Origin of the sequence: Comamonas sp. NLF-1-9, assembly GCF_019195435.1 — a bacterium.
Lineage (GTDB): Bacteria > Pseudomonadota > Gammaproteobacteria > Burkholderiales > Burkholderiaceae_C > Comamonas_C.
In genome coordinates this window covers 1,088,706-1,107,869 of record NZ_CP078069.1, presented here as the reverse complement: position 1 = coordinate 1,107,869, position 19,164 = coordinate 1,088,706, and the positions used below count along the sequence as shown (strand labels likewise).

Genomic DNA, 19,164 nt, shown 5'->3' with positions numbered 1-19,164 from the left:
TCCCTGTGTGTCCATTCATCACCTCAAACGGAGACAAGACCCATGAAGAACGTGATTCGACTGGCGGCGCCCGCCGCTGTGGCCATGGCGGCGCTGAGCGCTTGTGGCGGGGGAGACAACTTCGACTGGAACGTGAAACCTGTCTGGCTGGGCGAGGTGCGCAGCATGGCCTATGACGGCGTGCGTGATGATTTGCTGACGGCGGGCCTGGGCAAGAGCGGCCTGGCTTCGGCCGTTGCGCCGGCGTATGCCGATCCGCTGAACCCCACTGCCGCCGAGCTGCGCCGCAGCGCCATCTACAACAACTACCGCGCCATGCTCGACATGACGGCGGCGGGCGGCTACGGCAGCTTCTACGGCCCCAACGTCGATGCGCAGGGCAAGGTCACGAGCGGCGAGGGCCTGGTCGGGGGCACCGAAACCATCGCCTTCGCCGATGATGGCAGCGGGCGCCAGAACGTCACGCTGATGGTGCAGGTGCCCGACAGCTTCGATCCGGCCAAGCCTTGCATCATCACCGCCACCGCGTCGGGTTCGCGCGGCGTCTATGGCGCCATCACCACGGGCGAATGGGGCCTGAAGAAGGGCTGTGCCGTCGCCTACAGCGACAAGGGCACGGGCGCTGCGCCGCACGACCTGGAAAACGACACCGTGCCGCTGATCGACGGCACGCGCACCACGGCGGCAGCGGCGGGCAAGAACGCCGCCTTCAACGCCGGGCTGTCGGCAGCGGATCTGGCCGCGTTCAACGCCGCCACGCCCAAGCGCTACGCCTTCAAGCACGCGCATTCGCAGCAAAACCCCGAGAAGGACTGGGGCCGCAGCACGCTGCGCGCAGTGGAATTCGCCTACTGGGTGCTCAACGAGCGCTACGGCAAGGTGCAGGACGGCAAGCGCCTGAAGACCTTCACTCCGGCCAACACCATCACCATTGCGTCCAGCATCTCCAACGGCGGCGGCGCCGCGATTGCGGCGGCCGAGCTGGATACGCAAGGCCTGATCAGCGGCGTGGCGGTGTCCGAGCCGGCCATCGAGATGCCCGCCAACGCCGGCGTGACGGTGCAGCGCGGCGCCACCACCATCGCCGTTACCGGCAAGAACCTGGTCGACTTCACCACGGTGGCCAACCTCTACCAGGCCTGCGCGGCGCTGGCGCCGTCGCAGGCGAGTGCGCCGTTTGCCGCCGGTTTTGCCGCAGGCTTTGCGACCAAGGCGCTGCCGATCGCGCCCAACCGCTGCGCCTCGCTCAAGGCCGCCGGGCTGCTCACGGCCAGCAGCACCGAGGCCCAAGCCGAAGAGGCGCTGCAGAAGCTGGAGGGCTATGGCTGGACGCCGGAATCCAGGGTGCTGCACGCCTCGCTTGCGGCCTTCGAGGTTGCGCCTGCGGTGGCCGTGACCTTTGCCAACGCTCTGGCGCGCGCCAGCGTCAAGGACAAGCTGTGCGGTTTCAGCTACGCCTCCACGGCGGCCACGGGCGCGGTGAACGCGCTGCCCCCGCTGGCGCTTGCGGGCATGTTCGCCACCGGCAACGGCGTGCCGCCGTCTGGCGGCATCAATCTGGTGAACAACAACGGCAAGCTCGGCGCCGCACGCGACTTCCTCTCGATGTCGTCCAACGGCAGCTTCGACTGGAACCTGGAAGGCGCGCTGTGCCTGCGCGAGCTCGTGACCGGTACCAGCACCAGTGCCAAGGCGCTGCAGGCCGGCATGCAGGAGACACAGCGCAGCGGCAACCTGCACGGCAAGCCCGCGATCATCGTGCACGGGCGCGCTGATGCGTTGCTGCCGGTCAACCACACCTCGCGCCCCTATGTCGCGCTCAACGGCAAGGTCGAGGGCAAGTCGAGCAATCTGCGCTACATCGAAGTGACGAACGCGCAGCACTTCGACAGCTTCATCGGCCTGCCGACCATCCTGCCGGGTTACGACAGCCGCTACGTGCCGCTGCATGTCTACCTGAATGAAGCGCTGGATGCGGTCTACGCCAACCTCGCGACGGGCAAGCCGCTGCCCGCCAGCCAGGTGGTGCGCACCGTGGCGCGGGGCGGTGCGCCGGGCAGCGCCCCGGCGATCACCGCGGCCAATCTGCCGTCCATCGCCGCCACTCCGGCCGCGGCCGACGCGATCACCGTGAGCGGCGGGACCATTGCCATTCCCGATTGAGTCTGAACACCCGAGCAAATTGAAAGCAGTCCGATGGTTCCTGTCTCACGCTATCTGCATTGCGCTGGCTATGAGCTGCATCTGATGGATTGGGGTGACCAGGACGCGCCGGTGGTCCTGGCCTGGCACGGGCTGGCGCGCACCGGGCGCGACATGGACGAGCTCGCCGAGCATCTGGCGGCGTGCGGCTTTCGCGTGATCTGCCCGGACACTCTGGGCCGCGGCCTGAGCCAATGGAGCCGCGCGCCGGACGAGGAATATTGCCTGGCCTTCTACACCCGTCTGGCCAGCGCGCTGCTCGATCGGCTGGGCGTTGCGCAGGTGCGCTGGATAGGCACCTCCATGGGCGGCGCCATTGGCATGGCGGCTGCGGGCGGCGCGCTGGCCGGGCGCATCACGCACCTGGTGCTCAACGACATCGCGCCCGAGCTTGCCGCTGCCGCGGTGCAGCGCATCAAGGCCTATGCCGGCCAGCCGCCGGCCTTCGCTACCGTGACCGAGCTGGAAGCCTTCTTTCGCCAGGTGTATGCGCCCTACGGCTGGCTGAGCGACGCGCAGTGGCGGCGCCTGACCGAAACCAGCACCCGGCGCCTGCCCGACGGACGTGTGACGCCGCACTACGACCCGGCCATGGTGCGCCAGTTCACGGTGCACCCGCACGACTACGACCAGTGGGCCGTCTATGAGGCGCTGGACCTGCCCGTGCTCTGCCTGCATGGCGTCGATTCCGACCTGGTGCTGCCCGAGACGATCGCGCGGATGAAGCAGTGCGGCCCGGGCGCGCGCGGCCAGCTCGAGGTCATCGAGGTGCCAGGCTGCGGCCACGCGCCCGCGCTCAATGTGCCCGAGCAACTCGCCTGGGTGGAACGCTTCTTCGCGCGCTGAGCGCAGGGGGCACCGGCCATTGTCGGGGTCAGGGTCTGCGCCGTTCCGGTAGCGCCTAATCGTCGTCGAGCGACGCACTCCAGCGCTCGCCCCAGCCGCGCCGGCGCGTGTCGTCGAGCGTGCGCCGGTCGCGCTTGGTGGGGCGGCCCTGGCGCAGGCTGTCGGCGGGTTCGGGCGCCAGGCGCCGGGCTTCGGCGGCCTGGGCGCGCGCAAGCAGGCTCTCGGCGGTTTCTTCGTACAGAAGCTGCGCTACCGGCGCGGGCCCGCGCAAGTTGCTGAGCGCGCGCACGACCACGGTGCGCGCGGCCGGCCCCTGGCGCAGCGCGACGGTGTCGCCGGGGCGCAGCTCGCGCGCGGGTTTGGCGTTGGTGCCGTTGACCTGCACGCGGCCCTTGTCTATCTCCTGCACCGCAAGAGCGCGGGTCTTGTAGAAGCGCGCGCACCACAGCCATTTGTCCAGGCGCATGGATTCGGACGGGCTGGCCATGAACTATTAAAATAATAGCTGCTCGCGCTTGCTGGTAAAGGGCTAGACTGCGATTTTGTTGATATTTTTGTCCGCTACCGGCCAGCCCGCCAGGTGCTGCTGGGCAATGCGCGAGAGCGCGCTGATCCAGGCGTGGCTGTCGTTCAGGCAGGGGATGTAGCGAAAGCTCTGGCCGCCCGCCTTCAGGAAGGCGTCGCGCACCTCCTGGTTGACTTCTTCCAGCGTCTCCAGGCAGTCGCTGGTGAAGCCCGGACAGATCACGTCCAGGCTGCGCGTGCCGCTTCGGGCCAGGGCGATGGCCGTGGGTTCGGTGTAGGGCTGCAGCCAGCGCGCACGGCCAAAGCGCGACTGGAAGCTGAGTTGGTAGTCGCCGCTCTTGAGCTGCAGCTCGCGCGCGAGCAGCTCGGTGGTGGCGCGGCACTGCTCGGCATAGGGGTCGCCCAGGCGCACGTTGCGCTCGGGAATGCCGTGAAAGCTCACCAGCAGTTTGTCGGCGCGCCCGCCCTCGCGCTGCCAGTGCTGGCGCACGCTCTGCGCCAGCGCGCCGATGTAGTCGGGGTGGTCGTGGTAGCTGTTGACCAGGCGCAGCTCGGGCAGGGCGCGCGTGCGCCTGGTCCAGGTGGTGAGCGCATCCACCAGGCTGGCCGTGGTGGTGGACGAATACTGCGGGTACAGCGGCAACACCAGCACGCGCTGCACACCCTGGGCCATCAGCGCCTGCAGTTGCGCGGCGATGGCGGGCTGGCCGTAACGCATCGCCGGCAGCACGGTGGCGGGCAGGCCTGCCTGCGCGAGCCAGCCCTGCAGCATCAGCGCCTGCTTTTGCGTCCATACCAGCAGGGGCGAGCCCTCGGCGGTCCAGATGCTGCGGTACTTGGCGGCGGACTTGGCCGGGCGGGTGCGCAAGACGATGCCGTGCAGTATGGGCCACCAGGCGGCGCGCGGGATTTCCACGACGCGCGGGTCGCTCAGGAACTCGGCCAGGTAGCGGCGCAGCGCGGCGGCGGTCGGCGCCTCGGGCGTGCCCAGATTGCACAGCAGCACGGCGGTAGCGGGAGCGTTGTCGGCCATGCGGCGATTGTCTCAGGCTGCCGCGCGCTCTGGCTGCATGTTTCAGTCTCTGGGGGCGTCCGGCTGGTTGGCCGGCGCGGCCTGCTCGAAGGCGGGCAGCCTTGCGCAGGCGGCATCGATGGCGCTGATCAAGGGCCAGCGCCCCATGTCCACATTGAAGCGCCGCGCGCTGAAGACCTGGGGCACCAGATAGCAGTCCGCCAGCGTGGGGCGCCCGCCCCAGCTGAAGTCGCCGCGCGCGCTGTCGGCTGCAAGGAGCTTTTCGTAGGCGTCAAAGCCCGCGCTGATCCACTGGCCGCACCAGCGCTCGATCGCGGCCTTGTCGGCGCCCATCTCGTGCTTGAGGTATTGCAGGATGCGCCGGTTGTTGATCGGGTGGATGTCGCAGCCGATCAGGGCGGCCAGCGCCCGCACTCGGGCGCGGGCCCGGGGCTCGTCAGGCAGCAGCGGCGGCTCGGGATGGGTTTCTTCCAGCCATTCGAGGATGGCGGGCGACTGGGTGAGCACCGTGCCGTCATCGAGCACCAGCGCGGGCACCAGCGCCTGCGGGTTCACCTCGTGAAAATCGCCGTGCAGGTGTGCCTCGTGCAGCAGATCGACCGCGACGTACTGTGCCTGCACGCCCTTGAGCGCCATGGCAATGCGCGTGCGGTGCGATGTGCCGCTGCGAAAGTAGTTGTAGAGCTGCATCGCGCGCTTTCAGAGGCTGCGCGCGGGCAGCACCTGGCCGCGGCATTCACCAAAGCCGATGCGCGCCTGGCCGGGTTTGTCGCACCAGGCACGAAACACCACCGTGTCACCGTCTTCCAGGAAGGCGCGCTGCTCGCCATTGGGCAGTTTGATGGGGTTCTTGCCGCCGGCGGTGAGCTCCAGCAGCGCGCCGGCCTGCTCCAGCGTGGGGCCGGAGAGCGTGCCCGTGCCCAGCAGGTCGCCCGGTTGCAGATTGCAGCCGTTGACGCTGTGGTGCGCCACCATTTGCGCCAGCGTCCAGTAGGCGTGGCGGTAGCTGGTGGTGCAGATGACGGCGCCGCTGGCCGGGTCTTGCGCGCGCATGGCCGGGGTTTGCAGCGTGACCTGCATTTGCACGTCCAGCGCGCCGGCGCTGCGGTTGTGCTCGCTGTCCAGATAGGGCAGGGGCGCGGGGTCGCCCGCCGGGCGCTCGGGCGCGGTGCGAAAGGGCGCGAGCGCTTCCATGCTCACCACCCAGGGCGAGATGCTGGTGGCGAAGTTCTTGGCCAGGAAGGGGCCGAGCGGCTGGTACTCCCAGGCCTGGATGTCGCGCGCCGACCAGTCGTTGAGCAGGCACAGGCCGAACACGTGGTCTTCCGCTTCGGTGATGGGCACCGCTTCGCCCAGGGCATTGGCCTGACCGAGGAACACGCCCAGCTCCAGCTCGATGTCCAGGCGCTGGCTTGCACCCAGGACCGGGGCGCTGCTCTCTGGCGCCTTGAGCTGGCCGCAGGGGCGGGCAAAGTTCTGGCCCGAGACGACCACGCTGGAAGCGCGCCCGTGGTAGCCGATGGGCACCCACTTGTAGTTGGGCATCAGGGGGTTGTCCGGCCGGAACAGGCGCCCGACGTTGGTGGCGTGGTGGATCGAGGTGTAGAAGTCGGTGTAGTCGCCAATGCGCGCGGGCAGCAGGTATTCCACTTGGGCCTGGGGCACCAGGCAGATTTGCAGCACGGCCTGCTCGGGCGCGCCTTCGCGCAGCGCGCGCGAGAGCGCCAGGCGCAGCGCGCTCCAGTGCGCGGGGGTGAGTGCCATCAGCGCGTTGAGCGTGCTCTGGCTGCCGGCGGCGAGCGCCTCGGCGGCGCGGCCGCTGAAGGGCTTGGCCTGGTGCAGCTCGGCCAGGTCGATGATCTGGTCGCCTATGGCCACGCCGCCGCGCGCGGGCTCGGTGCTGCCCCTGCGGCGAAACACCGCAAACGGCAGATTCTGGATGGGAAAGTCCGTGCCTCCGGCATGGGCGGATGCAAGCCAGCTGCGCAGCGCGGGGTCGTGGGTTTCGTTCAAGATGCTCATGGTGGTGCCCTGTAATGGCGGCCTGGCGAGAGGCTGCGAATGGGAATGATTGCCGAGCTTATCAGCCGCCTGCGCTGACTGCGGCGCAGGCGTGCAAAGCCGCTTGGCGGGTGCGGTTGCCTGCGTGGGCCGGGTCAGGCGCAGCCAGGCTGCTGCGCCATACAGCAGCGTCAGCGCGGCCAGGGTGGCCAGCCTGGGGGCGATCTCCGCCAGCGTGGCGCCCATGGCGTTGAGCTGCACGAACATCAGCACCGCCGTGGTGGAGGGAATGAGCTTGGCCAGCGCCACCATCAGCGCCGGCATGGCCAGAAAAGGCCAGGACAGGCCCGAGAGGAAAAACACCGGAATGGACGTGCCCGCCAGGATCTGCATGCTGCGCTCGTGGCGCTCGAACAGCGAGCCGACCAGCAGGCCGAGCGCCGAGACGCTGGCGGCAAACAGCGGCACGGCCAGCAGCAGGCCGGCGAGGTTGCCCCCGCGCGGGTAGTCCTGCCACCAGAAGATGAAGCCGAAGAAAAACCAGCCCATCAGGCTGCCCAGCAGGGTGAAGGCACACCAGGTGCCGAGAAAGCCCCGGTGGCCCATGCGCCAGTTGCCGCTTTCGCGCTTCAGGCCCATGAACATGGCCACCGCAAACAGCAGCGTGGCCTGCAGGATGATGGAGGCCACACCCGGCACCACATAGCTGCCGTAGCCGTTGTCCGGGTTGAACAGCGCGCGCTGCTGCACGCCGAGGTGGCCCGGGGACAGCAGCGCGGCCAGCGGGTGGATGCTCTCCTGCAGCGCCGCGCCGATGGCGCCGCGCAGTGCCTCGCCGATGAAGCGCGCGCGCACCAGGTAGGCGCCTTTCAGGTAGACGCTCACGCCGCCGGGCGCGCCCTTGAGCACGCTGGCCTGCAGGTCGCCGGTGAGCACGATCAGGCCGTCTACCTTGTCTGCCTGCAGCAGCGCCTGGCCTTCGGCGATGGAGTCGGGCTGGGCCGCCAGGCGCACTTCGCGCGTGGCGTCCAGCTTGCGCAGCAGGCTGCGGCTGAGCGGGCTGCGGTCCAGGTCCACTACGGCCACCGGCACCTTGATCACTGTCTGCATGGTGTAGGCCGAGGGGTAGTAAAAGCCATAGAGCACCACCGCCGCCACCGCGGTGAGCACGATGGGGCGGTTCAGCGCCACGGTGCGCAGCGTGTGCGCCATGGCCGCCAGCCAGCCGGCGGGCGTGGGCGGCGCATGCAGGCGGGCCTGGCGCGCACCCGGTTGCGCCATGCGCGCCAGCAAGGGCAAGGCCAGCGCCAGAGGCAGCACGATGAAGGCCAGCAGCACAGCCAGTGGCACGGCGCTGCTGGCCAGGGGCGAGCCCATGACCCATTGCTGCTCCTGGATTTGCACGTAGCTGGTGCTGGGCAGTACCGCCGACCAGGCACGCACGAACCAGGAGCCGCCGTTGAGCGTGAGCGTGGCACCGGCAAAGGACAGGCCCGAACCCAGATAGAAGGCCGACACCGACAGCGCCGTGTCCAGATCGCGCAGCAGCGCTACCAGCAGCGCGGAAATGGCTCCGATGCCGGCGTAGAACAGCAGTTGCGCCAGCAGCAACAGCGGGAGCGAGCCGGCCACCTGCCAGCCGCGCGCGCCGGCCAGGTAGAGCGTGAAGACCACGCTCCAGAGCCAGAACACCAGCACGTACGGCGCAAGCTTGCCCAGCAGCGCGGCCAGCAGCCGCCCGTCGCTGTGCGCGAGCCAGTCGGCCAGGCTGGCGTCGGCCCATTCGCGGCCCACGGCGTACACCGCCGCGCAACCCAGCAGCATGGCCAGCACCAGGGGCGTGGCCAGGCTTTGCAGGAAGAGCTCGAAACTGGCCTGCGGGTTGCCGACGATGTTGACCTGGATGCGCGGCGGCTGAATGCGCGCGAGCTCCGCCAGCTCGCCGACCAGGCCGGGGCGTAGCGCCTGACCCAGCGCCGCCTGGGCGGCATCCGCCGCCTGCGTGGCCACGGTCTGGAAGGCGGCGTTGAAGTAGATGATGGCGCGCTCGTCCTCGCGCCGCGCGTGGCGCTCCTGCAGGCCGGGCGGCAGATAGACCACGGCGTAGACCCGGTCCGCGCGCATCAGCCCCATGGCTTCGGGCAGGTCCACGGGGCTGGCGGCCACCTGCAGCTTGGGCGTGGCCTGCAGATGGCGCACGGCGGCGCGGCTCAGGGCGGAGTGGTCGGCGTCCACCACTGCGATCGGCACTTGGTTGAAGCTGCCGGGCAGGAACATCACCGCCAGCGTGACGACGGCCAGCAGCGGCAGGCCGAGCAGCAGAAACTGGTCCCAGCGGCTGCCTGCCAGCAGCCCCAGCTCGCGGCGCAGTGCAGCGGCGGCCGCCTGCGGCCAGCTCAGTCTGCCTGCGGCCACGCGAACAGCACGCTCATGCCCGGGCGCAGCCCCTCAACAGGCTGCACCGGCACGGCGCGCACTTCAAAGCTCTTGACGTCGTAGCCGCTGGACTGGCGCGTGGCGCGCCAGGTGGCAAAGTCGCCTTGGGCGCGAATGTGGCTGACCTTGAAAGCCACATTCTGCAGGCCCAGCGCCGGGATGCTGGCGCGCAACTGGCGCCCCAAGGCGATGCCGGAAAACTGGTCTTCGCGCACGTTGAAGGCCACCCACAGCCGACTCAAGTCCACCAGGGTGATGACGGGTACGCCGGGCAGGGCGATCTCGCCGGGGTGGGCAAAGATCTTGTCGACCTCGCCGCTGGCGGGGGCCAGCAACTGCATTTCGGCGCTGATGGCCTGGGCGCCGCGCAGCCGGGCCTGGGCACCGGCGACCTGGCTGGCGGCCACTTTTTTGTCTTCGGCGCGCGCGCCCTCCAGGGCCTTGAGGTATTGCAGACGGGCGGCGCGGGCCATTTCCTCGCTGGCCTTTTGCGCGGCCACGGCGTCGTCGCGCCGCTGGGCGGAGATCACTTGTTCGGCAAACAGGTTCTGCATGCGCCTGGCGGTGACGGCGGCCAGGTCGGCCTGGGCCTGGGCGCTTTGCCAGGTGGCCTTGAGCGAGTCCACGTCCTGCTCGCGCCGGCCGGCGTCGGTGCGCTCGCGCAGCGCCTCGGCGCTGAGCAGCGAGGCCTGGGCCTGATCTTCCTGGGCGCGGATTTCCGGGTTTTCCAGGCGCGCCAGCAACTGGCCGGCGGTGACGGTTTCGCCCTCGTGCACCAGTACTTGCAGCACCCGCCCGGTCATGCGCGTGGCGGCGTTGATCTGGCTGGTATCGACCATGCCTTGCAGCTGCTGGGGCACGGGCCGGCTGGCTTGCCACAGACCCCAGGCGATGAAGGCGGCAAAACCCAGCAGCAGCAGTGCGGCGGTCAGGGTGCGCAGCCTGCCTGCGCGAGGCTTGGCGGGCATCGGCACGGGTGCAGGAGGCGGAGCAGGGGCAGCGGGTGCGGCAGGTGCGTTCATGGGGTGCTCAAATGCTCGTCGGCGCGCAGCAGGTAGTCCTGATATTGCTCGCCCTGACCGCTGGCCAGCAGCAGCGAGGCCAGCGCCAGATCGTATTTGTAGGCCGCGGCGGCGCGCTCGGTGCGCGCTTGGGCCAGGGCGTTGCGCGCGTCGATCAACTCGCTCATGGTGCCCACGCCTTCGCGAAACGAAACTTCCTGCACGCGCAGCGATTCGCTGGCCGAGGCGATGCTGGACGCGAGCGAAAGGTATTCGCGCCGCGCCGCCTCAGTCACTTGCCAGCTCTGGTGTATGGCCATCTGGATCTGCGTCCAGGCTTCGCGCGTGGCGGCCTGGGCGGCTTCCTCGCGGGCCAGCGCGGCGGCCTCGCGGCTGTTGCGGTCGATTTGCGGCCACAGCGTATAGCGCAGGCCCACGCCGACGATCCAGTCCGGCTCGGTCAGCAAGGCGTTGCGCCGATTCAGGTTCACGCTGCCAAAGGCATAGACCGTCGGGTATTTGGCCGCCTGGGCCAGTGCCGTGCCCTGGTGGGCTACCTCCCGGGCGGCGCGGGCCTGGCGCAGGGCGGGGTGGCCGTCCTGGGCAGCGGCCAGAAAGCTGTCTACCGCAGGCAGTGGCCGGGTTTGCAGAAAGAGAGCATTGGTAGGCGCCACTGGCTGCTCGCTGCGCAGCAGATGCTGCAGCACCTGCACGGCGGCGGCGTGCTCGCCCTGGGCGCGCTGCACGCTGCGCTCGGCGCTGTCGCGCGCCACTTGCACCTGCAGCACGCGGGCCTGGCTCAGCACACCCTGGGCCTGCATCTTGCGGGCGTTGCCCAGGTGCTCGTCAAAACCCGCCAGAGTGTCGCGCGCCACGGCCAGCACCTGCTCGGCCAGCACCTGGCCGAAGTAGGCCTTGGCCAGGGCAAAGCGCTGGGCCTCGTGCAGGCTGTCGCCCGCGGCCTGGGCCACGTCCACGCCCGAGCGCGCGGCGGCCTTGGCGGCGGTGATCGCCCCGCCGGTGTATAGCGGCACCACGGTGGACAGCGTGGGGTGCCACAGGCTCTGGCGGGCGCGGGCGCTGATTTCGTCCGGGATGGGGCGGAACATGCTCGGCAGGGCTGCCTGCACCTGGTCGATGACCTGGCCGACCGCGCCGGGATCTATGCCAGGCAGGCCGCGATCGGCCATCTGCGCCAGAGTGGCTCCGGCAGCGCCCTGGGCGCGCTCACGCAAGTCGCCCAGCGACACGGTCACCGTCTTCTGGTAGTACAGGCCCTGCATATCGAAGTGGATGCGCGGCATGGCCAGGGCCTTGAGCGCCTGAGCCTGCTGGCGCGCGGCTTCGGTGTTGCGGCTCGCGCCCAGCAGGGCGTCGGAGCGCTCGGCCAGCAGCAGGGCGGATTGTTCATAGCTCAGCGGCCGTGCGGCCGCGCCTGCCGCAGCCTGCTGGGCGTGGGCCGCCAGGCCCGGGGAAAACAGGGCGGCGCACAGCAGCGCCAGAGGCAGCCGGCTGGACAAAGGGGCGGCTTTCATGGATGGGAAGTGTAAAAGCGCCGCCGCAAGCCGGTGCGCGGGTCGCGCCGCGAGGCCAGGCCGCGCAAGCGCATCAAGGCGCCCGTAGGATTGAGACATGGCCACCGGTACTTCGCTTGAACGCGTGGCGCGCAATTTGGCGCGCGATCTGGATCGCTTGAGCTGGCACACGCCCAGTCACGTCTACAACCCCCTCGTCTACGCCTGGGACGGCCATCGTCAATACCTGCAGCGCTTTGGCTCGGCCAGCGGGCGCGTGCTGCTGGTCGGCATGAACCCCGGCCCCTGGGGCATGGCCCAGACCGGCGTGCCCTTTGGCAGCGTGGGCGCGGTGCGCGACTGGTTTGGCATGCAGCCGCGACTGGCGCGCTCGCTGCCGCTGCAGCACCCGCGCTACCCGCTGCTGGGCATGGACTGCCACCGCGAGGAAGGCAGCGGCAAGCGCCTGTGGGGCTGGGCGGCGCAGCGCGTGGGCAAGCCCGAAGCATTTTTTAGCCGCTTCTTTGTCTGGAATTATTGCCCGCTGCTCTTCCTGGGCCAGGGGCGCAACCTGATTCCGTCCCAGCTCAAACAGACCGAGCAGCGCGCGCTGGAGGCGCCGTGCAATGCCGCGCTGGTGCAAGTGGTGCAGCGGCTGCAGCCGCAGGCGGTGGTCGCCTTCGGGCGCTATGCGCAAAAGCAGTTGCAGGCGGCGCTTGGGGATGCGACAGTGGTGCACTACCTGTTGCACCCGAGTCCGGCCAACCCGGTGGCCAACCGCAGTTGGGCGCAGCATGCCGAAGAGGTACTCGCGCCCTGGTTGCCAGCGCCGCCGGCCGATCCGGCTTGAGCTGCGCCCGCTCTTGCCCGGGCGCGCGCGCCGCCTGGCCGAGAGGGGTAATTTCCAATTATGGGTAAAATGCCCAAAATGCCTTTTGCAAGGAGATGGGCCATGTCCGCTGCCGCCGCTGCACTCGCAGTCCCCGCGTTTTCCGCCTTGGCGCACACGCCGGCATCCGACGTCAAGAAGCTGGGCTGGCGCGGCGTGATGCGGGTGGTGGGCGAGCAGGGCGCGGTGCTGGTCACCAACCACGACCGCCCCGAGGCGGTGATCCTGTCCACCGGCGAATACCAGCGCCTGCTCAAGGCGGCCGAGGCCGCGCGCGCCATCCAGCAAGACGCCTTGCAGGCCTTGCGCGAACGCTTCGATGAGCGCCTGGCCTGCCTGCAGGCGCCCGACGCCGCCGACCGCCTGCGCGGCCTGCTGGCCCAGCCCCTGTCCCTGGCGGGGCAGGTGCGCGCAGGGCAGACCTGCTGATTCAATTTCATCTTTTTGATAGCTGCCAGCGCTTGCCAGTCGGGCGCTGGAGCCGTTTTTCATGCTGATTTCCCGTCCTGTCATCTACGTTCTGGCCGGGGTCAACGGTGCAGGCAAGAGCTCGATAGGCGGGCATTTTTTGAGCCGCGCCGGCCTGGCCTGGTTCAACCCCGACAGCTATGCCCGCGAACTGATGGCCGCAGGCATGGGTGAGCAAACCCAGGCCAACGCCGCCGCCTGGACCGAGGGCATGCGCCGCCTCGATGAAGCCGTCGCGCAGAGGCGCAGCCACGCCTTTGAAACCACGCTGGGCGGCGAGAGCGTGAGCGCGCGCCTGCGCGCGGCCAGCAGCACGCACGACGTGCTGATCTGGTTTTGCGGCCTGGCCAGCCCCGAGCTGCACCTGCAGCGCGTGCGCGAGCGCGTGGCCGCGGGCGGCCACGACATCCCCGAAGCCAAGATCCGCGAACGCTGGACCAGCGCCATCACCCATCTGATCGCGCTGCTGCCACACCTGCTCGAAGCGCGCCTGTTCGACAACAGCGCCAGCGTCGCGGTCGGTGAACCCGTGCCAGACCCGCTGCCGGTGGCGGTGTTTCGTGAAGGGCGGCTGGTCTGGCCGGTGCCGGACGACCTGGAGCAACTGGCACGCACGCCCGACTGGGCCAAGCCGGTGCTGGAAGCGGCGCTGGGCGCCGGCCGCTGACCTTGCTCTGCGCCGCCCTCACTCGGCGCCGCCATAGCGGCGCTTGAGCCACCAGAAGTAGAGCAGCAGCGCCGTCGGTATCTGGGCCATCAGCGCGATGAAGCCCATGCCCAGCGCGAGGGCAACAGAAAAACCTGCGCCCACCGGAAAATTGTTCTGCGGCTGTGCGGCGTCGTAGTACACCTTGATCGGGCTGCCGATCTCCGTGTTGTCCCAGACATCGGGATGGATGGAGGCGCCCTCTACCAGCGTGCCGTCGGCCAGACTGAAGTTGTAGCGCACGATGTATTGCGCCGGGTCGCGGCTGCGCAGGCCCGGGCTGTATTCCTTGTCGGTGACCCAGGCGGTGGTCTGCACGCCGGCGTCCGTGATGCGGCTGTCGCGCTCGGCCGCGCCGAAGCTTCCCAGGGCGAAAACCGCAATGCCTACCAGCGACATTGGCAGGCAGAAGAACACGAAGATGAGGATGCCGCGCAGCGACATGCAGATGGGCCTTGCGTGGACGGTTCCCGGGCCGGGCAGTGCCGCGCGGGCGCACTACGCCCGGCGGGGTCTGATGGCGGCTATGCCTTCTTTTGCACCATCTTGATGATGCTGGAGAAGTCTTCCCCGCCGTGCCCGGCCAGGCTGTGCGCGGCGTAGAGCGCGCGCGCCAGGCCGCCGAGCGGGGTGGAGGCGCGCATGGCGGTGGCGTTTTCTTGCGACAGACCCAGGTCCTTGAGCATCAGGTCGGTGCCGAAGCCGCCGGCGTAGCCCTTGCTCGCCGGGGCGTTCTCGTGCACGCCGGGGTAGGGGTTGTACTTTTCCAGCGCCCAGTTGCCGCCCGAGCTGCGGCGCATGATCTCGGCCAGCACCTTGGGATCCAGCCCGTTGGCCACGCCCAGGCTCATGGCCTCGCTGGTGCCTATCATCAGGATGGCCAGCAGCATGTTGTTGCAGATCTTGGCGGTCTGGCCTGCGCCGATGTCGCCGGCGTGGAAGATGTTGGCGCCCATTTTCTCGAGCACCGGGCGCGCGCGCTCCAGATCGGCGTCCGAGCCGCCGACCATGAAGGTGAGCGTGCCCGCCACCGCGCCGCCCACGCCGCCGGAGACCGGCGCGTCGATGAAGGCGATGCCCGCAGCCTGCGCCGCCTTGGCCACCTTTTGGCTGGTGGCGGCGGCGATGGTCGAGCTGTCGATCACCAGCGTGCCGCGGGCGATGTGCGTGAGCAGCCCGCCGCTGCCATCGCGACCGAGATACAGGCCTTCGACGTGCTGGCTGGCGGGCAGCATGCTGATGACGACTTCGGCGTCCTTCACCGCCGCTTCGCTGCTCGTGGCGATGGCCACGCCTGCGGCCTTGACATGCTCGCAGGCGGCGCTGGCAAGGTCAAAAGCCTGAACCTGGTGGCCGGCCTTGTGCAGATTGATGGCCATGGGGCCGCCCATGTGGCCCAGGCCGATGAAAGCGATTTGCATGCGTTGTCTCCTTCAGTGAGGTGGTGGGTTGTCTGGCTTGCGTCTTGCTCCCTCCCCCTTTGGGGGAAGGCGGGGATGGGGGCGGGCTTGTGCTGGCGCCGCTGGCCTCCACCCCGACCCTCCCCCAGAGGAAGAGGGAGTTTTCTGTCATGTCAGCGGATGGCATCGGGCGCGTCGCCATCGAGCATCCTGCGCCCGACGATGACGCGCATGATCTCGTTCGTGCCCTCCAGAATCTGGTGCACGCGCGCGTCGCGCAGCAGGCGCTCCAGCGGAAAGTCGCGCAGATAGCCGTAGCCGCCGTGCAGTTGCAGGGCTTCGTTGATCACGTCAAAACAGGTATCGGTGGCAAAGCGCTTGGCCATGGCGCAATACGTTGTCGCCTCCGCCGCGCCGGCATCGAGCTTGCTCGCGGCCAGGCGCACCATCTGGCGTGCGGCGACCAGATGGGTGGCCATGTCGGCGAGCTTGAATTGCAGCGCCTGAAAGCTCGCCAGGGGCTTGCCGAACTGCTTGCGCTCTTGCAGATAGCGCTGGGCATGGGTGAGTGCGCCCTGCGCGGCGCCGACCGAGCAGGTGGCGATGTTGATGCGCCCGCCGTCCAGGCCCTTCATGGCGATCTTGAAGCCCTCGCCCTCGCGCCCCAGCAGGTGGCTGGCGGGGATGCGCACGTTGTCAAAGCTGATGGTGCGCGTGGGCTGGCTGTTCCAGCCCATCTTGTGTTCCTTCTTGCCGTAGCTGATGCCGGGAAGCTGAGCGGGCACGGCAAAGGCGCTGATGCCGCCCGCGCCCGCGTCGCCGGTGCGTGCCATCAAGACCAGCAGGTCGGTCGAGCCGGCGCCGCTGATGAAGGCCTTGCCGCCGTTGATCACATATTCGCTGCCCTGCAGCTCGGCGCGGGTCTTGATGCTGGCGGCGTCCGAGCCGCTGCCGGGCTCCGTCAGGCAGTAGCTGGCGAGCTTTTCCCCGCTGGTCAGCAGCGGGCCCCATTCGTCGCGCACCGCATCCGTGGCCCAGGTGCCGAGCATCCAGGTGGCCATGTTGTGGATGGAGATGAAGGCGGTGGTGGAGGGGTCGACGGCCGCGAGTTCCTCGAAGACCAGGGTGGTATCAAGGCGCGGCAAGGCCAGGCCGCCGGCGTTCTCGGGCGCGTACAGTCCGCAGAAGCCCAGCTCGCCGGCCTTGGCAATCGCATCAACCGGGAAGATGGCTTCTTCGTCCCATTTCGCCGCGTAGGGCGCGAGCTCGCTCTGGGCAAACTGGCGCGCAGTTTCGGCAAAGGCGCGCTGGTCTTCGGAGAGTTCGAAATCCATGCGGGGCGTCTCCTGTGTTTTTATAGCTGCTGGCGCTTGCTGGGCAAGGGCTGGAGGCCGATTTTGCTTGTATTCATCCTCCCCCTTTGGGGAGGTAGGGTGGGGACTTGGGGCGTTTGAACGAGCACTGTGCTCAGGCCAAGGCCGCTGGCCCCCACCCCTGCCCTCCCCCAGAGGGGGAGGGAGTGAAGAGGGTGCTTCCCCCAGAGGGGGAAGGAGCCAAAGCCCGCGTTTACTTCAGGCTGATGGTGGTGTTCATCGCGTGGTGCTCGGCCTCGTCAAACCAGCGCTCGGTCACGGTCTTGGTCTGGGTATAGAACAGCACCACCTGCTTGCCGTAGGGGCCCAGGTCGCCGAGCTTGGAGCCGCGGCTGCCGGTAAACGAGAACAGCGAGACGGGCACCGGCACCGGCAGGTTCACGCCGACCTGACCGACGTCCACATCCTCCTTGAACTGGCGCGCCGCCGCGCCCGAGCGGGTGAAGATGGCGGTGCCGTTGCCGTTGGGGTTGGCGTTGATGAACTCGATCGCCTCGTCCAGGTTGTTCGCCTGCACGATGCACAGCACCGGGCCGAAGACTTCCTGGTCGTAGATCGTCATGCCGGGCTTGACGTTGCTGAAGATGGTCGGGCCGACGAAGTTGCCCTTCTCGTAGCCGGGCACCGTGGGCTTGCGGCCGTCGAGTTCGAGCTTGGCGCCTTCCTTGATGCCTTGCTCGATCAGGCCTTCCACGCGGTCGCGCGCGGCGCAGGTGATCAGGGGGCCCAGGTCGGTGCCCTCGGCCGTGCCCACGTTCACCTTCAGGCCCTTGGCCTTGGCGACGATGTCCGGAATCCATTGCTGCGCCTCGCCCACCAGCACCATGACCGAGATGGCCATGCAGCGCTGGCCGGCGGCGCCAAACGATGCGCCGATCAGCGCGTTCAGCGCCTGCTCCTTGTTCGCGTCGGGCATCACGATGGCGTGGTTCTTCGCGCCCATCATGCACTGCACGCGCTTGCCAGCCAGGCTGGCGCGGTGGTAGACGTGGGTGCCGACCTTGGTGGAGCCGACGAAGGAGATGGCCTTGATGTCCGGGTGGTCGCAGATCGCGTTGACCGCGTCGGCTGTGCCGTGAATGACGTTGAGCACGCCCGCGGGCACGCCCGCTTCGATCGCCAGTTCGCACAGGCGCATGGTCACCATCGGGTCTTGCTGCGAAGGCTTGAGCACGAAGGTGTTGCCGCAGGCGATCGCCATCGGGAACATCCACAGCGGGATCATCGCCGGGAAGTTGAACGGCGTGATGCCGGCGCACACCCCGAGCGGCTGCAGCATGGTGAAGGTGTCGACGCCGGTGGCAATGTTGTTGCCCACTTCGCCCAGTTGCAGCGTGCCTATGCTGGCCGCGTGCTCGACGATCTCCAGGCCGCGGAACACGTCGCCTTCGGCGTCGGGCAGGGTCTTGCCCTGCTCGGCGGTGAGGATGGCGGCCAGCTCCTTCATGTGCGCGCGAATCAGTTCCTGGTACTTCAGGAAGATGCGCCCGCGCGCCATCAGCGAGGTCTTGCGCCAGGTCTTGAAGGCCTTCTTGGCGCTGGCCACGGCGGCGGCGATTTCTTCCGGCGTGGATTCGGGCACGCGCGCCAGCACCTGCTGGGTGGCGGGGTTGATGACCTCATGCCACTGCGTGGTCTTGGATTCGACGAGCTTGCCGTCGATCAAGAGCTTGACAGTGGGGGCGAGCACGCCCTGCGAAGTGGATGCGTCCATGGCTGATGTCTCCTGTGAAAACGGGGGTGATCGAAAAGCGGATCGGGCCCATGTTAGTTGTGCAAATTTGAATATGCAATAGACAATGCTGCACTTTCGCTTTGCAGATTTGCACATGAAAAAGCCTTCTTCGCTGGATTGGGACAACCTGCGCTACTTTCTGGAGCTGGCGCGCACCGGCACGCTGGCGGCCGCCGCGCGGCGCACCGGCGTGGAGCACACCACGGTGGCGCGGCGCATCCAGCAGCTCGAAGCGCGCATGGGCGCGCCGCTCTTCGTGCGCGAGGCGGCAGGCCATCGCCTGACCGAGGCCGGGCGCCAGCTACTGCCTTCGGTAGAGGCGATGGAGACGGCAGCGCTCGGTGTCGAGCGCGTGGCCGCACCGGGCGCTTCCAGCAGCGGGCCCGCGGGCCTGGTGCGCGTGGGCGCGACCGAAGGCTTTGGCACGCTGATCCTGGCGCCGCAGCTCGCCCAGCTCACGCGCCAGCATCCGCATCTGTCCATCGACCTGCTGGCGGTGCCGCGCATGCTGCACCTGTCGCGGCGCGAGGCGGACATCGTGATCTCGCTCGAACGGCCCAAGCAGGGCTCGGTCATCGTCACCCGCCTGGCCGACTACACGCTGATGGTCTACGGCCAGCGTGAATACCTGGCGCGCCGCGCGCTGATCACGCGCCTGCAAGACCTGCGCCAGCACGAATTCGTCAACTACGTGGACGATCTGCTGTTCTCCAAGGAGCTGCAGTTTCTCGAGGAAGTATTCCCGCCCGAGCGCTTCACGCTGCGCTCGACCAGCATCATGGCGCAGTACCAGGCGGTGCGCGCGGGTGCGGGCCTGGCGGTGCTGCCGGCCTTCCTGGCCGACCGCGACACCTCACTCACCCGCGTGCTGCCGCGCGAGGCGCGCTTTACCCGCACCTTCTGGATGAGCATGCCGGCCGAAGGCAAGCACCAGGCGCGCATCCAGGCGGTGTGGGAATTCCTCAAGCAGGTAGGCCAATCGCAGGCCGCGCGGCTGCGCCCTTGAGCGGGCCGCAAACGCGGCAGGTAAAGCAC

16 protein-coding genes and 1 pseudogene are annotated in these 19,164 nt (G+C 68.7%); 6 read left to right on the top strand and 11 right to left on the bottom strand.

Annotated elements, in window-relative coordinates:
* Positions 1-42 precede the first annotated feature (42 nt).
* Together KUD94_RS05355 and KUD94_RS05350 are read left to right on the top strand one after the other, a co-directional pair.
* A complete protein-coding gene (locus KUD94_RS05355) occupies positions 43-2,163 on the top strand; it encodes a D-(-)-3-hydroxybutyrate oligomer hydrolase (protein ID WP_218238766.1) in 2,121 nt (706 codons plus the stop codon).
* Between the two features lie 33 nt (positions 2,164-2,196).
* On the top strand, positions 2,197-3,048 hold the full coding sequence (locus KUD94_RS05350) for an alpha/beta fold hydrolase (RefSeq protein WP_218238765.1): 852 nt from the start codon (positions 2,197-2,199) through the stop codon (positions 3,046-3,048).
* Positions 3,049-3,103: 55 nt separating this feature from the next.
* Here KUD94_RS05350 and KUD94_RS05345 read toward each other — a convergent pair whose 3' ends face one another.
* From KUD94_RS05345 to KUD94_RS05320, 7 genes and pseudogenes are all read right to left on the bottom strand, one after another.
* A complete protein-coding gene (locus KUD94_RS05345; protein WP_218238764.1) occupies positions 3,104-3,535 on the bottom strand; it encodes an RNA-binding S4 domain-containing protein in 432 nt (143 codons plus the stop codon).
* A gap of 42 nt (positions 3,536-3,577) precedes the next feature.
* On the bottom strand, positions 3,578-4,606 hold the full coding sequence (gene hemH, locus KUD94_RS05340; protein WP_218238763.1) for a ferrochelatase: 1,029 nt from the start codon (positions 4,604-4,606) through the stop codon (positions 3,578-3,580).
* A 42-nt stretch (positions 4,607-4,648) separates the two neighbouring features.
* Complete coding sequence (maiA, locus tag KUD94_RS05335) at positions 4,649-5,296, bottom strand: maleylacetoacetate isomerase (protein ID WP_218238762.1); 648 nt, start codon at positions 5,294-5,296, stop codon at positions 4,649-4,651.
* 9 nt (positions 5,297-5,305) lie between these two features.
* Positions 5,306-6,628: a fumarylacetoacetase gene (fahA, locus tag KUD94_RS14705; RefSeq protein WP_255569175.1), complete on the bottom strand. Its 1,323-nt coding sequence runs from the start codon at positions 6,626-6,628 to the stop codon at positions 5,306-5,308.
* 201 nt (positions 6,629-6,829) lie between these two features.
* Positions 6,830-8,884, bottom strand: a pseudogene (locus tag KUD94_RS14700) (ABC transporter permease); the annotation flags it as partial.
* Positions 8,885-9,003: 119 nt separating this feature from the next.
* On the bottom strand, positions 9,004-10,011 hold the full coding sequence (locus KUD94_RS05325; protein WP_218238760.1) for an HlyD family secretion protein: 1,008 nt from the start codon (positions 10,009-10,011) through the stop codon (positions 9,004-9,006).
* 50 nt (positions 10,012-10,061) lie between these two features.
* The gene (locus KUD94_RS05320) at positions 10,062-11,579 is read right to left on the bottom strand and encodes a TolC family protein (RefSeq protein WP_218238759.1); all 1,518 of its coding nucleotides are present in this window, start codon (positions 11,577-11,579) and stop codon (positions 10,062-10,064) included.
* Positions 11,580-11,676: 97 nt separating this feature from the next.
* On the opposite strand from KUD94_RS05320, the gene KUD94_RS05315 reads away from it, so the two are divergent.
* From KUD94_RS05315 to KUD94_RS05305, 3 genes are all read left to right on the top strand, one after another.
* Complete coding sequence (locus KUD94_RS05315) at positions 11,677-12,408, top strand: uracil-DNA glycosylase family protein (protein WP_218238758.1); 732 nt, start codon at positions 11,677-11,679, stop codon at positions 12,406-12,408.
* Between the two features lie 102 nt (positions 12,409-12,510).
* A complete protein-coding gene (locus KUD94_RS05310) occupies positions 12,511-12,876 on the top strand; it encodes a type II toxin-antitoxin system Phd/YefM family antitoxin (RefSeq protein ID WP_218238757.1) in 366 nt (121 codons plus the stop codon).
* Between the two features lie 61 nt (positions 12,877-12,937).
* Positions 12,938-13,582: an AAA family ATPase gene (locus tag KUD94_RS05305; RefSeq protein WP_218238756.1), complete on the top strand. Its 645-nt coding sequence runs from the start codon at positions 12,938-12,940 to the stop codon at positions 13,580-13,582.
* Positions 13,583-13,600: 18 nt separating this feature from the next.
* Here KUD94_RS05305 and KUD94_RS05300 read toward each other — a convergent pair whose 3' ends face one another.
* The 4 genes from KUD94_RS05300 to KUD94_RS05285 all read right to left on the bottom strand — a co-directional run bounded on the left by KUD94_RS05300 (position 13,601) and on the right by KUD94_RS05285 (position 18,108).
* Positions 13,601-14,065: a DUF3592 domain-containing protein gene (locus tag KUD94_RS05300; RefSeq protein ID WP_218238755.1), complete on the bottom strand. Its 465-nt coding sequence runs from the start codon at positions 14,063-14,065 to the stop codon at positions 13,601-13,603.
* 80 nt (positions 14,066-14,145) lie between these two features.
* Positions 14,146-15,042: a 3-hydroxyisobutyrate dehydrogenase gene (mmsB, locus tag KUD94_RS05295; protein WP_218238754.1), complete on the bottom strand. Its 897-nt coding sequence runs from the start codon at positions 15,040-15,042 to the stop codon at positions 14,146-14,148.
* Between the two features lie 152 nt (positions 15,043-15,194).
* The gene (locus KUD94_RS05290; RefSeq protein WP_218238753.1) at positions 15,195-16,355 is read right to left on the bottom strand and encodes an acyl-CoA dehydrogenase family protein; all 1,161 of its coding nucleotides are present in this window, start codon (positions 16,353-16,355) and stop codon (positions 15,195-15,197) included.
* A 232-nt stretch (positions 16,356-16,587) separates the two neighbouring features.
* Positions 16,588-18,108, bottom strand: a complete 1,521-nt coding sequence (locus KUD94_RS05285; protein WP_218238752.1) for a CoA-acylating methylmalonate-semialdehyde dehydrogenase — start codon at positions 18,106-18,108, stop codon at positions 16,588-16,590.
* A gap of 133 nt (positions 18,109-18,241) precedes the next feature.
* On the opposite strand from KUD94_RS05285, the gene KUD94_RS05280 reads away from it, so the two are divergent.
* Positions 18,242-19,135 (top strand): LysR family transcriptional regulator, encoded by an 894-nt coding sequence (locus KUD94_RS05280; RefSeq protein WP_218239197.1) that lies wholly within the window; start codon positions 18,242-18,244, stop codon positions 19,133-19,135.
* Positions 19,136-19,164: the final 29 nt, after the last annotated feature.